The organism is Arthrobacter sp. GCM10027362, assembly GCF_042679445.1.
Taxonomy (GTDB): Bacteria; Actinomycetota; Actinomycetes; order Actinomycetales; family Micrococcaceae; genus Crystallibacter.
Genome location: NZ_JBHTML010000126.1, coordinates 1 through 12,657, shown reverse-complemented (window position 1 = coordinate 12,657; position 12,657 = coordinate 1). Strand labels below are relative to the sequence as shown.

The following is a 12,657-nucleotide window of genomic DNA, read 5'->3' as shown; positions in this document are numbered from 1 at the left end:
CCGGTTCAAGGGCGGCGTCGGCACCGCCTCGCTGCCGATGGCGGGGGCGAATGCCGGGATTGTGGTCGGCGCGCTGGCGGTGGTCAATGCAGCCGGGGCACCGGTGGTCCCCGGCCGGCTTCCCGGCGGCCGGACGGGCGGGAAGCGGGCCCGTGGAGACCACGGCCCGCTGAACACCACCTTGTGCGTGGTGGCCACCAACGCCGTACTGGACCCGGCGGAAGCCAAGCGCACGGCGTCGTCGGCCCACGCCGGCCTGGCCCGCGCCCTGGACCCCTCCCACACGCTGGTGGACGGCGACGCCGTCTTCTGCCTGGCCACCTGCGCCCGGCCCTTGGCGGCCGAAGGGCCGGCGGATCCGCGGCTGCAGCTGCAGGTGCTGGCGGCCGAGGCGGTCCGGCTGGCCATCCTGGACGCGGTGGCGAATGCCGAGGCCGTGGAAACTTCCGCCGTCAGACTTGCAAAGTACCCCGATTTAACTTAAGGGCACCGCAGGAGTACAGTTGACTGTTGGTTGTGTCTGCCTCCGTGCCCATTTTCCGGGCGCGCGAGCCGGATTAACCCGGAAGCCTGCGGCCGCCAGTTGCGGGGCCGGGCAATCAGAACCCAAACACTAACCCCGCCCCGGCGGTGGTTACTGACGTTAGCGGAGGCTATGGCTAAAAAAGACGGTGTCATTGAGATTGAAGGCACTGTGCAGGAAGCGCTGCCCAATGCGATGTTCCGAGTCGAACTGACCAACGGGCACGTTGTGCTTGCCCACATCTCAGGCAAGATGCGTCAGCACTACATCCGGATCCTCCCCGAGGACCGGGTTGTGGTGGAACTTAGCCCCTACGACCTCTCCCGGGGCCGTATTGTCTACCGCTACAAGTAAAGACTTTGTGTGCCTCCCCGGAGGCTGCGCCAAGTAGTTACGCGAACTGAATACTGCAAACAACGCAAAGGAAAACCATGAAGGTCCAGCCGAGCGTCAAGCGGATCTGCGACAAGTGCCAGGTGATTCGTCGCAAGGGCAATGTCATCGTGATCTGCGAGAACCCGCGCCACAAGCAGCGCCAGGGCTAAGCTCCCTGCTTTCGCAGGGCGCTTCCCGCGCGTAGTAATTCCATAAAGGCAGTGCAGCAGGAAGCTTTCCTGCACACCCCCGGGCACGGAGGCCGGGGACCCGGTAACCCGGGACGCACTGCTTCAGACCTCCGGATACCACAAGGAGAACCGCCAATATGGCTCGTCTCGCTGGCGTAGACATTCCCCGCGAAAAGCGGGTAGTCATTGCGCTTACCTACATCTACGGCGTGGGCAAGACCCGTGCAGAGCAGACCATCGCCGAGACCGGGATCAGCCCGGACACTCGCGTCAAGGACCTCACCGATGCCGAGCTCGTGCAGCTGCGTGACTACATCGAAGGCAACTTCAAGGTTGAGGGTGACCTCCGCCGTGAGGTGGCAGCCGACATCCGCCGCAAGGTTGAGATCGGTAGCTACGAAGGCCTCCGCCACCGTCGTGGCCTGCCCGTTCGCGGACAGCGCACCAAGACCAACGCCCGTACCCGCAAGGGTCCGAAGCGCACCGTCGCCGGTAAGAAGAAGGCCCGCTAAAACTTAGCGGTTGCTAGCTACCCATAAACCTTTGCAGTAGGAGAACCAATGCCCCCGAAGACTCGTGGAGCGGTCCGCAAGCCGCGTCGCAAGGATAAGAAGAATATTGCGCTTGGACAGGCGCACATCAAGAGCACCTTTAACAACACCATCGTGTCCATCACGGACCCGACCGGTGCTGTGATTTCCTGGGCGTCCGCCGGCGAAGTCGGCTTCAAGGGCTCCCGCAAGTCCACCCCGTTCGCCGCGCAGATGGCTGCCGAGGCCGCTGCCAAGCGCGCCCAGGAGCATGGCCTGAAGAAGGTCGACGTCTTCGTGAAGGGCCCGGGGTCCGGACGCGAAACCGCAATCCGTTCGCTGCAGGCCGCCGGCCTCGAGGTCGGCTCCATCCAGGACGTCACCCCCAGCGCCCACAACGGTTGCCGTCCCCCGAAGCGCCGCCGCGTCTAGTCGGTCCTCAGGCAACTTTCGGCCGCCGTACGGAATTCCTTCAGCTCGCTGCGGGATCCTTGCGGCGGCTGAAGGGCCCTTGCCGTGCGTTCGCGGCGGCATCGGCGTGCCTGGCCAAGGCTGACTGGCCGTCCTTTTCCACCAATCGTGTTGCGTCATATAGCGGATGCTCGCTGAAAGGAAATCTAAGTGCTTATTGCACAGCGCCCCACACTTACTGAAGAAGTAGTGGCCGATAACCGCTCCCGGTTCGTCATCGAACCGCTGGAGCCGGGCTTCGGCTACACCCTCGGCAACTCGCTCCGCCGCACGCTGCTCTCCTCGATCCCCGGTGCCGCCGTCACCAGCATCCGGATCGATGGTGTGCTGCACGAGTTCACCACGGTTCCGGGCGTGAAGGAAGATGTCACCGAGATCATCCTGAACATCAAGAACCTGGCCGTCTCCTCCGAGCATGACGAACCCGTGGTCGCCTACCTGCGCAAGCAGGGACCCGGCGTCGTCACCGCCGCGGACATCGCGCCGCCGGCCGGCGTGGAGTTCCACAACCCGGACCTGCACATTGCCACGCTGAACGAGAAGGGCAAGTTCGAGCTCGAACTGACCATCGAGCGCGGCCGCGGCTATGTTTCCGCAGCGCAGAACAAGTCCGGCGATGCCGAGATTGGCCGTATTCCGGTGGATTCGATCTACTCGCCGGTGCTGAAGGTCACCTTCAAGGTTGAGGCAACCCGTGTCGAGCAGCGGACCGACTTCGACCGCCTGATCGTCGACGTCGAAACCAAGGATTCCATTGCGCCGCGCGACGCCGTCGCCTCCGCCGGAACCACCCTGGTTGAGCTGTTTGGCCTGGCCCGCGAGCTGAACACCGCCGCCGAAGGCATCGAGATCGGCCCGAGCCCCACGGATGCCGCGCTGGCAGCCGACATGGCCCTGCCGATCGAGGACCTGGAGCTCACCGTGCGCTCCTACAACTGCCTCAAGCGCGAGGGCATCCACACCGTGGGTGAGCTCGTGGCCCGCTCCGAGGCCGACCTGATGGACATCCGCAACTTTGGTGCCAAGTCCATCGACGAGGTCAAGGCCAAGCTGGTGGAACTGGGTCTGTCCCTGAAGGATTCCCCTCCAGGGTTCGACCTGGCCGCGCGTGCCGCTGCCATCGAAGAGGACGAAGCCGGCTACGGCGACGACGAACTCTAAACCGCAGGAATTCTGCCGCGCCGGCGCTTTTGGAGCGTTCTGCGGCACCATTTGAGGAGAATACATAATGCCTACGCCCACCAAGGGTCCGCGCCTCGGCGGCGGTCCGGCCCACGAGCGCCTGATGCTCGCCAACCTGGCCGCGTCGCTCTTCGAGCACAAGCGCATCACCACCACCGTCACCAAGGCCAAGCGCCTGCGTCCCTACGCCGAACGCCTGATCACCTTCGCCAAGCGCGGGGATCTGGCGTCCCGCCGCCGGGTGCAGGCTGCCATCTCGGCCCGCACCAACACCAATAAGGGCATCATCCACGAGCTCTTCACCGAGATCGCGCCGCAGCTGGCCAACCGCGACGGCGGCTACACCCGCATCACCAAGGTCGGCAACCGCAAGGGCGACAACGCCCCCATGGCCGTGATCGAGCTGGTGCTGGAGCCCGTGTCCGCGAAGCAGGCCGTGGTGAAGGAAGCCGAGAAGGCCACGGAGAAGGCCGCTCCGGCCGCTCCGGCTGCCGAGGAGACCCCGGCTGCCGAGTCCGCCGAGGCTCCGGCCGCCGAGGAAGCCGACGTGACCCAGACCGAGGCTGCCGAGGTCACCGAGGACGCCGCGGTGGAGGCCGACGAAGCGGCTCCGGAGGACGACGAGACCGACACCGAGAAGAAGTAGTCCCTCTTATCGGTAGAATCTGACTATGCCTCAGCAAAAGCCCGCCGTCCCCGCACAGGACGGCGGGCTTTTGCGTGTGCGCATGGACCTGTCCTACGACGGCGCACCGTTCCGGGGCTGGGCCGTGCAGCCCGGCCATCTGACCGTCCAGGGCGCACTCGAAGAGGCGCTGGAGGTCCTGATCCGCCGGCCGGTGCGGTTGACCGTGGCGGGACGGACCGACGCCGGAGTGCACGCGCGCGGCCAGGTGGTCCACTTCGACCTGGAGCCGGGGGAGTGGCAGGCACTCTCCCGCGGCCGGGACATCGATCCCGGTGCGGCGCTGGTGCGCCGGATGCGCGGGGTGCTGTCCAAGGTGCTCGGCGGCCGGGTCGGGGCTCCGGCCCCGCTGCGGGAACTGGCCGGGGCCATCGAGGTCCGCTCCGCCGTTCCCGCCCCGCCCGGTTTCGACGCGCGGTTCTCGGCCCTGTGGCGCCGGTACAGCTACCGGATCGCGGACCGGCCCGGGCTTTGGGACCCGCTGACCCGGCACACCACCCTGTGGCATGACCACCGGCTCGACGACAAGGCCATGAACAACGCGGCCGGGCGCCTGATCGGCATCCACGACTTCCTGTCCTTCTGCAAGCCCCGGGAAGGCGCCACCACCATCCGCGAACTGCAGCACTTCTCCTTCGTCCGCGGGCACGACGGCGTGATCACGGCCACGGTGCAGGCGGACGCCTTCTGCCACAACATGGTGCGGGCGCTGATCGGTGCCGCCCTGGTCGTTGGCGCCGAGCACAACCCGTACTGGCTGCACGAGCGGCTGCTGGCCCAGGTCCGGGACTCCCAGACCAAGCTGGCGGCCCCCCACCCGCTGGTGCTCGAGCATGTGGCGTATCCGCAGGACCACGAAATGACGCTGCGGGCCGAGCAGACCCGGGCCATGCGCGAATAGCGTCCGCGCCTAAAGGTCGGCGACCCCGGCCGGGTTTGTCAAGGGGCACCAGCCGGGGCCGCCGTCGTGTGCCTGCGCCTTGCAGGGCGCAGGCAGTCTGGGGATCAGCCGTTTTGGTCAGCTGAAGGAGCTGACGATGCTGATAACGGCAGGGCCTAGGATGACGATGAAGAGCACCGGGAAGATGCAGAACAACAGCGGGAAGAGGACCTTGACGGGGAGTTTCATGGCCTTCTCTTCGGCGCGCTGGCGCCGCCTGATCCTGGCTTCCTTAGCCTGGGTCCGCAGGACCTTGGCCAGCCCGATGCCGTATTTATCGGCTTGGACGATAGCCCGGACAAAGGTTTTCAGGTCCTGTACGGTGCTGCGATCAGCCATGGCCAGGTATGCTTCCGTCCGGCTGCGTCCTACCTGAATGTCCTGCAAGGTGCGGATGAGTTCATTGGCCAGCGGGCCTTTGCCGCTTTGCCCGGCCCGTGCCATCGCGGTTTCGAAGCCCAGCCCGGCTTCCACTGAAATCAGCATCTGGTCCAGGATGTTCGGCAGTTCCAGCTCGATTTCCTGCTGGCGCCTGGTACCTCGGTTGTGCATGAGCAGATCCGGCAGGAAATACCCAAAAGCAGTGACCCCTGCGGCAAAGAGAACCCAGCCTGGGCCGGCATTGCGGGTTAACACCAGGATTCCCAGAAGCGCACCGGCCAGCGCAAGCGCAGGCTTGGCCACGAGGATGCGTTCCAACGGCATGGACATAGGCCGTCCGGCCTTGGCCAGCAGCCTGTCCAGCTTGTCCACATAGCCGTTTGGAGTGATTTTGCGGGCTGTCCCGAGGAAAATGGGTGGACGGCTCACGGACTTTTCGGAGGATGTTATGGTTCCCCTGCCCAAGTTGGTTTGGATCAGCAGCCCGGAGCGGCGGTCCACCGTAAGAAGGGACCAGAAGAGGTAGACGGCGGGCAGGACTACGAGGGCTGCCAGCGCCCAGACAGTGAGAGTCATGGTTATCCGCCTTAGAACTTGATCTTAATGACGCGGCTCATCCAGAAGCTGCCCAAGCCCAGGAGGAAGATGCCGATTCCAATCAGGATGTTTCCTATCAAGGTCTGGGTGAGGGTGCCGATGTAGCTGGGGTTGATCATGGCCAGCAACAGGCACACGCCGATGGGCAGGGCACCTAGCACGTAGGCCGAGATCTTGCCCTCCGCGCTGAGGGAGCGGATTTGGCCTTTGATGTGTCCGCGCTCACGGATGGTCTCGCCCACCTGATCCAGTACCTCGGCCAGGTCGCCGCCAACTTCCCGATTGATATCCACCGCTTGAGCGATCCAGCCGAAGTCTTCATTGCGCATTCGGGTCGCCGAATCGGTGACCGCCTCTGTTAAGTCGCGGTTCAGCCTCGTCTCGTTGACGATGCGTCCGAGCTCCTCAGACATGGGGGCCTGGGACTCCTGGGCGGCGCCATCAAAAGCGCTGAGGATACTGTGCCCGGCCCGGAGGCCGCCCGTAATGAGCAGCACGGTGTCCGGTAGTTGCGCGTCGAATTTGGCCCGCCGTCTGTCGGAGAGCACGCTGAGGGCCAGCTTGGCGACCAGCGGTACCAGCGCAGCCAACAGGACGCCGATGAAGAGGTTCGTCAGGAAACCGCCCATAAGTCCTGTTGCCACCGTTGTTGCCATGACCAGGACAGTGAAATCGGCCGGAGCCATGTGCACGCCTGCGTTGTACAAAGCGTGTCGACTGTACCAACCGCCCGAGCGGCCCATGAAGCCATCTACGGTGTTCACCGCTGAATTGGTGAAACGGGAAAGGATGGAGAGCTGCTTAGCGCCGCTCGGCCGCCGCCGGGCCAACGGAATATCTGCACTTCGCGGCCTCAAAACGACGACGAAGAACAGTATCATTGACGCGCCCACCATGAGCAGGGCAGCTGCAAGAATCCATGGTGCCATGGTCATTGCCTCCCGGCCGGCGCAGGTGCGGCGAAGACCGACGGTGGGACGGAAATCCCGAGATCCGTGAAACGTTCGACGAAACGGGGACGTACTCCCGTGGAGATAGGCCGGCCCAGGAAGCGTCCATGCTGGTCTACCCCTGCCGAATAGTCGAAGACGAACGCATCCTGGAGTGTCACCACGTCCCCCTCCATGCCTTGGACCTCGGTCACATGCGTGACCCGCCGGGTCCCGTCCCGCAGGCGGGTCAGTTGCACAATCACGTCGACGGCGGAGGAAATCTGTTCGCGGATGGCCCGCAGCGGCAGGTCCATGCCGGCCATCAGCACAAGGGTTTCCAGACGGGACACAGCGTCCCGCGGCGAATTGGCGTGCACGGTTGAGAGCGAGCCGTCGTGGCCGGTATTCATCGCCTGCAGCATGTCGAGAGACTCACCGCCGCGGACCTCGCCGACAACAATACGGTCCGGCCGCATGCGTAGCGAGTTACGCACCAGTTCCCGGATGGCAATGGCGCCTTTGCCCTCGATGTTGGGCGGCCGGCTTTCCAGCCGAACTACATGCTGCTGCAGCAGTTGCAGTTCGACGGCATCCTCGATGGTGACAATGCGTTCTTCTTCCGGAATGAAGGAGGAGAGCGCGTTCAACAGTGTTGTCTTGCCGGTACCGGTGCCGCCGGAGACGATGACGTTCAGCCGGGCGCGTACGCAGGCGCTCAGCAGTTCTGCCATCTCTGGCGTCAAGGACCCGAACTCGATCAGCTTCTGGACCGTGAATGGAACTTTGCTGAACTTCCTGATCGTCAATGTGGGGCCGCTGACGGCCAGCGGCGGGATAATGGCATTGACGCGCGAGCCGTCCGCCAGCCGGGCATCCACCAAGGGAGAGGATTCGTCGATCCTGCGTCCAACGCGGGAGACGATCCGCTCAATGACCCGGCGCAGATGCGCCTCGGAGCTGAACCGGAAGTTGGTCAACTGCAGCCGGCCCTGGCGTTCGATGTAGATGCGATCGTGCCGGTTGACCATGATTTCGGTGATGCTTGGGTCCTCCAGCAGGCGCTGGAGTGGGCCATAGCCCAGGACTTCGTCCGCCAGTTCCCGGATGAGCCGGCGCCGTTCCTGCGGCGTCAGCGGCACCTGTTCGTCATCGATGATGGAGGAAAGTTCCTCCCGGGCAAGCTTGCTCAGCTCGTCCTCGTTAACGGAGGAGTCGCTGATCCTGCCGCCCATCCGCTCGAACAGGGTCTGTCCCGCGCGCGCCTTCAGACCAGCCAAGGCATCCGTTACCGGGTCCGTACTGGCAGGAACGCTGCCAGGTGTCGCCGCTCCCGGGGGCGCGGATATGTACGGCGCAGGTGCTGCCTCCGGCGTCATGGCCGGTACCCGGGTGGGCGCGGTCAGTTCTTCTGCTTCGGTGAAGCTGGCTTCGCGTGCCCGTACCGCGTCGAGCCGGTCTGAGAGTTTCACGAGACAACCACCCTTCGATGAAGCTTTTTCTGCATATCGGAAATCCGGTCCGGGTCGAAGCGCTGGACGAGGTGCCTCAGGCCTTTGGTGGCCGAGTCGCGGGTGTTGTCCTGCAGCAGCGGGATGCCGCGATTGGTCGAAAACGGCACGGTGCGGGAGCGGGGGACAACCACGTCCACCGGCACCCCGATAGTCGCCTCGATGTCCTGGACGCTCAGCCCGGACCGCCGGTCCGCGAAGTTGAGCACGACGTGGCGGCCCTGGGGCATCAGTCCCAGTTCGTTCAGGATGTTAAAGCCCGAGCGGAGCCCGCGGATGCTCGGGACGTCCATGCCGCAGACCCACACTCCGTCCGTAGCTTGTTCAAGGGTGGCCAGGCAGTGCTCGCCGAGGCCGGGTGCGGTGTCGACCACAATGTACTTGAATTCAAGCGTGAGCTGCCGAATGAGCCTGCTGACATGTTCGGCGGTGACGCGGTCTGCGTGTGCAGGAGTCCGCGGGGCACACAGGGCATAGATGCCTGCAGGATGCGGTGTCAGGAAGGTCTTGAGGACCATCGAGTCCTGGACTGCAGATCCATACACTGCATCGGTGATGGTATGTTCCGGTTCGAGCATGAGCCCGGTACCGACGTCACCGAACTGCAGGTCCAGGTCCACGATCACCACGTTCTGCGGAGCCACCTTGCCGAGCCCGATGGCCAGGTTTGTTGCCACAGTGGTCTTGCCCACCCCGCCCTTGGGCGACATGACCGCGATGACACGGGCCGGAGAGTCCAAGGGTTCTGCCGCAATGGCCAGGCCGCGTCGCCGGCTGGCGGCGGCCAGGCAGGCGCGTTCCAACAGCCGGTGCAGCTCGCCGTCCTCGGCAGCGGGGGAAATAATGTCGCGGATCCCTGCCTGCATGGCGGCCAGTACCAGTTCATGGCTGGAGTCGGCGACCAGGACCAGGCTGATTTCGGGGTGCTTCAAATCCAGCACCTTGGCAAACTCCAGCGCCCGGGCCGTTTCCAAACCCGGTCCCAGGAACAGCACTTCGGGCAGTTCCGCGGGATCGGCCGGTAGGACGGCTGTCGGACTGCCGTTCAGGACCTCCGGTGGGAGGACCTGCACCGCACCGGAGAAACCGGCGGCCACTGCCTGGCGCAGGCGTGTTTCGAAGGCCCCGGCGGCCGTGATCAGAAGGAAGCGGTTCATCAGAAGACCTCCGCCAAAGTGCTTACAGGGGGATTGCTTTCGGTGGCTGTGGAAGGTTCCTTGGACAGCCAGAGCTTGCCGAATTCGGCCGCGAACACTAGTTGGGATGCTTCCTTGTCGGTGACCGCCAAGGTGACGAAGGCAGCACCGGAGGAGGCAGCCGCGCCCTGTTGCGGGCCCGCGGGCTTGTTGCCAGCTGCGCCGGGTGACTGCTGCACGGACGTGACCAGGACCTTGTGGAACTTCATGTCGGTGAATTCCTTGAAACCGCGAAGCTGTGGATTCACTGCGGCGTTCGATGGGACACTGTCGTCCGTCTTGAATGACAGGAAGACTCCCACGGTGTCACCGGCGGCAAGACGGCCGCCCATCATCCGCTCGGGCTCAAGCAGGAAGGTGACTTCCTGCTTGCCCTCCGGTACGGCGGCGGTGCCCGGTTCCGTGGCCGCATTCCGGTTCACCAGACGGGAGGTGAGCAGCTGCTCGCCCGGCTGGAGCTCGACGGCGGTCACCTTCCCCTTCTGGTCCGTGAGCGCAGCCAAGGCACCAGCCGGCACGGCCGCGGACGGCACGGATTCCACTTTGACGGATTTGCCGAGCTCCGCTACCGGTGTGCCTGCCGGAATCCGCTTCTGGACTACTAGTACATCGACGGGTTGCATCCCCGCTGCCGCCCGGCGGTCCGCGTTCTGCACGTAGATTACGAGCAGGACTGTTCCGATCACCGCCAGCAGCGCCGCTGCTATGCCCCCCAGCACGCGAGCTTTCACTGTAGATTCCCCAATCTATTGGTATTACCTGGTCAGGGCGACTATTGATCCCCCGAAATTTGGCCCGGTTCCCAGGCTGAGTCCTTCCTCCAGGGATACGAACCGGGTGAAGTAGCCTTGGATACCCCGGCAGTTTCCGGTGCATGACGGCGCCGCTGGATCAAGGCTTGTCAGAGAAGGACCACCGCCGAACTTCCACCCAGTTACTTGGAAGGCGGCGAAACCGGTCAGCTGGTAAGTTGCACGTTGGCCGCTGCCCGATGAGGTACCGAAAACCGGCACCAGGATCGGCTGGTCCTTAAGTGTGGCCAGTTGAGGCTCGCATGCTCCAGGAAAATCATTGCCCGGGTTGTTGCCTGCCTCGCCTGCTGCGAGATCGACCTGTGCCTCACAGGTTCCCCCGTCCATATCCAGCCAGCCGAAGCCTCCGCTGACGTAGCCGTTTTGGGCGGCGCAGCCCGGATAGTCCGGTGTGTTCTCGTCGTAGCGCAGCAGCAGATGCGTCGGGGTCGGATTTCCGGTGAAGTTGCCAGTGCTCTGGAGCTCGGCCAACTGGGCCGGTGAGAGGCTTTGCTTGAACACGCATTCGCCGATTGTCCAAGGCAGCGACGTCCCCGAACTTGGGCTGCCCCACGAAGCTTCCGCTGCGGCGCGGACAGTCACGGAGTCCTCGCCGAGGAAACGGGCGAAGAATGTCGCCAGTCCCGGTGCGCCGGTCCCGGCGTCCTGGGCAAGGGTTTGAACCCTGACTGTCGTAACTGACGGGAAAGAAACGCCTTCTACTCCGCTGACGTTGTCCAGGGCATTGCCGTTGATCAATCCTTGGGCCGTCGCATTGACGTTCCCGCAGCTTCCCATTCCACAGTCTTGGGCAATTGCCAGAGCCGCGGCATCTGCACCGTTTTGAAGCTGGGCTTTTTCCCAAAAGACAGCACCGGCATCCACGGCGATGGCGGCGAATCCAAGCAGCGCAGTCATGAGGAAAGCGACCATGACGGCGGACGCACCGCGCTCGCTGTCAGCTGTCTTCCTTACCCACCGCATCGCATGGCCCCCCGGCTTTGCAAATTTATCGGCCCAAAGAATCCGGTCACGCTCGCGTAGCTGTATGTGATTGTCACCGTCACCTGGCTGCCGGCAGCGCAGCTTCCCGGCACGGCGACGTTTCCACCACCTAGGGCTGGGTTTAGCCCCGGTGCGGCAGCGATGGCTGCTGCAGTTGCCTGGCCGGCATCTTTGGTTACCGCCATGACCCGGGCACCCTCGCGGGCGGCCTGGGCCAGCGAGATCTCGGTAAAGAACGCCCGTCCGAAATCCGCAATACCGATAATCAGGATGAGAAGGACCGGCAGTACGAGGGCGAATTCGACAGCCGCTGCGCCGCGCTCGGACCGCAACCTTTTGCTCTTCATTTGGCTGCCTTCCCCGATTAGGAAATGGAGTGGCTGGCGGGCTGTAGTTTCCGCCCGCCAGCCACTGCTGAAATCCCTACTTAGATACCAACGGTCGCCCGGACATCGGCGAACAGGGCCGCCAGGAGCGGCTGCAGGAACGTGAACGCACCCACGACGGCCACGGCCACGAGGGCGAGCACGATGCCGTACTCCGTCGCGCTGGCGCCCTTCTCCTCGCCCTTCAGGCGGTCGGTGGCGGTGGCGAAGAAGGTCTGGAGGGTGGCGTAGAGAGCGAGCATGAGTGACCCCTTTACTGGTGCGTGAAGTGAATAGAGACCTCCCGGACCGACTGTCCGGAACCCCCAACTTGGCCCCTGTGGACCTCGTTGGAATCAAACTATTCACCGCAGCAGGGTGCGCACCATAAGTGGAGGTACTCGATTACCGGCCGGCAATTACGCGTGGCACCGCGGAGGCACCTGCGCCCGCAGGATCCGGTACGCAGCCGGGTACTGCCGGTCAGGCCTATGAATAGATCAGGACCGGGGCGAGCACCGAGGCCAGGATCATGGCCGGGCCGAAGGGGATTTCCGAGTCGCGTGTGGCCCGCCGGGTCAGCAAGAGCGCGATGCCGGCCGCCGCGCTGAGCAGAAAGGCGCCCATCAGCACGAACAGCCAGCTGCCGAAGCCGAGGTAGCCGGCGTACAGGCCGACGGCGGCGGCGAGTTTGACGTCGCCCATGCCGATGCCCCCGGGCCGGATCAGGGCCAGGGCCAGGTAGACGGCGAACAGTCCGGCGCCGCCGAGGACGCCGCCCAGCATCCGGTCCCAGGCGCCGGTCATCAGGCTGGCCAGGCCCAGCAGGAGCAGGGCGCCGAGCAGGAACGGGGCCACCAGCCGGTTGGGCAGCAGCTTGTGCCGGATGTCGATCGCGGCCAGCAGCACCCCGAGGGCGGCCAGCAGCAGGAAGGCCGGCAGGGCCCAGACGGGCCCGAAGGCCCAGGCCAGCAGCCCGCCGGCG

The 12,657-nt window shown here is 64.6% G+C and carries 17 protein-coding genes; 8 read left to right on the top strand and 9 right to left on the bottom strand.

From position 1 onward, the window contains the following. From ACFQ36_RS15905 to ACFQ36_RS15870, 8 genes are all read left to right on the top strand, one after another. Nucleotides 1-484, top strand: a 484-nt coding sequence (locus ACFQ36_RS15905; protein ID WP_377015263.1) for a P1 family peptidase, incomplete at its 5' end; no start/stop codon positions are given. 171 nt (nucleotides 485-655) lie between these two features. Beyond that, a complete protein-coding gene (gene infA / locus ACFQ36_RS15900) occupies nucleotides 656-877 on the top strand; it encodes a translation initiation factor IF-1 (RefSeq protein WP_005267757.1) in 222 nt (73 codons plus the stop codon). A gap of 77 nt (nucleotides 878-954) precedes the next feature. Beyond that, nucleotides 955-1,068, top strand: coding sequence for a 50S ribosomal protein L36 (rpmJ, locus tag ACFQ36_RS15895; RefSeq protein ID WP_005267758.1), 114 nt, complete (start codon nucleotides 955-957; stop codon nucleotides 1,066-1,068). A 158-nt stretch (nucleotides 1,069-1,226) separates the two neighbouring features. Beyond that, nucleotides 1,227-1,601, top strand: coding sequence for a 30S ribosomal protein S13 (gene rpsM, locus ACFQ36_RS15890; protein WP_377015260.1), 375 nt, complete (start codon nucleotides 1,227-1,229; stop codon nucleotides 1,599-1,601). Nucleotides 1,602-1,649: 48 nt separating this feature from the next. After that, a complete protein-coding gene (gene rpsK, locus ACFQ36_RS15885) occupies nucleotides 1,650-2,051 on the top strand; it encodes a 30S ribosomal protein S11 (RefSeq protein WP_168484928.1) in 402 nt (133 codons plus the stop codon). Between the two features lie 189 nt (nucleotides 2,052-2,240). Next, on the top strand, nucleotides 2,241-3,251 hold the full coding sequence (locus ACFQ36_RS15880; RefSeq protein ID WP_377015258.1) for a DNA-directed RNA polymerase subunit alpha: 1,011 nt from the start codon (nucleotides 2,241-2,243) through the stop codon (nucleotides 3,249-3,251). Nucleotides 3,252-3,318: 67 nt separating this feature from the next. Next, nucleotides 3,319-3,918, top strand: coding sequence for a 50S ribosomal protein L17 (rplQ, locus tag ACFQ36_RS15875; protein ID WP_377015257.1), 600 nt, complete (start codon nucleotides 3,319-3,321; stop codon nucleotides 3,916-3,918). 25 nt (nucleotides 3,919-3,943) lie between these two features. Next, nucleotides 3,944-4,858: a tRNA pseudouridine synthase A gene (locus ACFQ36_RS15870; protein ID WP_377015255.1), complete on the top strand. Its 915-nt coding sequence runs from the start codon at nucleotides 3,944-3,946 to the stop codon at nucleotides 4,856-4,858. 117 nt (nucleotides 4,859-4,975) lie between these two features. Here the strand turns inward: ACFQ36_RS15870 and ACFQ36_RS15865 are convergent, their stop codons facing one another. The 9 genes from ACFQ36_RS15865 to ACFQ36_RS15825 form a co-directional block, all read right to left on the bottom strand. Continuing rightward, on the bottom strand, nucleotides 4,976-5,650 hold the full coding sequence (locus ACFQ36_RS15865; RefSeq protein ID WP_377015253.1) for a type II secretion system F family protein: 675 nt from the start codon (nucleotides 5,648-5,650) through the stop codon (nucleotides 4,976-4,978). A gap of 215 nt (nucleotides 5,651-5,865) precedes the next feature. Continuing rightward, nucleotides 5,866-6,804 (bottom strand): type II secretion system F family protein, encoded by a 939-nt coding sequence (locus tag ACFQ36_RS15860; RefSeq protein WP_377015251.1) that lies wholly within the window; start codon nucleotides 6,802-6,804, stop codon nucleotides 5,866-5,868. A 2-nt stretch (nucleotides 6,805-6,806) separates the two neighbouring features. After that, on the bottom strand, nucleotides 6,807-8,276 hold the full coding sequence (locus tag ACFQ36_RS15855) for a CpaF family protein (RefSeq protein ID WP_377015250.1): 1,470 nt from the start codon (nucleotides 8,274-8,276) through the stop codon (nucleotides 6,807-6,809). Continuing rightward, a complete protein-coding gene (locus ACFQ36_RS15850) occupies nucleotides 8,273-9,472 on the bottom strand; it encodes a CpaE family protein (RefSeq protein WP_377015248.1) in 1,200 nt (399 codons plus the stop codon). The genes ACFQ36_RS15855 and ACFQ36_RS15850 overlap by 4 nt, the downstream gene beginning before the upstream one ends. Continuing rightward, on the bottom strand, nucleotides 9,472-10,242 hold the full coding sequence (gene cpaB, locus ACFQ36_RS15845) for a Flp pilus assembly protein CpaB (protein ID WP_377015246.1): 771 nt from the start codon (nucleotides 10,240-10,242) through the stop codon (nucleotides 9,472-9,474). Before cpaB ends, ACFQ36_RS15850 begins: the two co-directional genes overlap by 1 nt. A 24-nt stretch (nucleotides 10,243-10,266) precedes the next feature. Next, a complete protein-coding gene (locus ACFQ36_RS15840) occupies nucleotides 10,267-11,286 on the bottom strand; it encodes a pilus assembly protein TadG-related protein (protein WP_377015244.1) in 1,020 nt (339 codons plus the stop codon). Continuing rightward, complete coding sequence (locus ACFQ36_RS15835; RefSeq protein WP_377015242.1) at nucleotides 11,274-11,654, bottom strand: TadE/TadG family type IV pilus assembly protein; 381 nt, start codon at nucleotides 11,652-11,654, stop codon at nucleotides 11,274-11,276. The genes ACFQ36_RS15840 and ACFQ36_RS15835 overlap by 13 nt, the downstream gene beginning before the upstream one ends. Before the next feature lie 80 nt (nucleotides 11,655-11,734). Next, on the bottom strand, nucleotides 11,735-11,935 hold the full coding sequence (locus ACFQ36_RS15830) for a Flp family type IVb pilin (RefSeq protein WP_377015240.1): 201 nt from the start codon (nucleotides 11,933-11,935) through the stop codon (nucleotides 11,735-11,737). 226 nt (nucleotides 11,936-12,161) lie between these two features. Beyond that, nucleotides 12,162-12,657, bottom strand: a 496-nt coding sequence (locus ACFQ36_RS15825) for a prepilin peptidase (RefSeq protein WP_377015239.1), incomplete at its 5' end; no start/stop codon positions are given.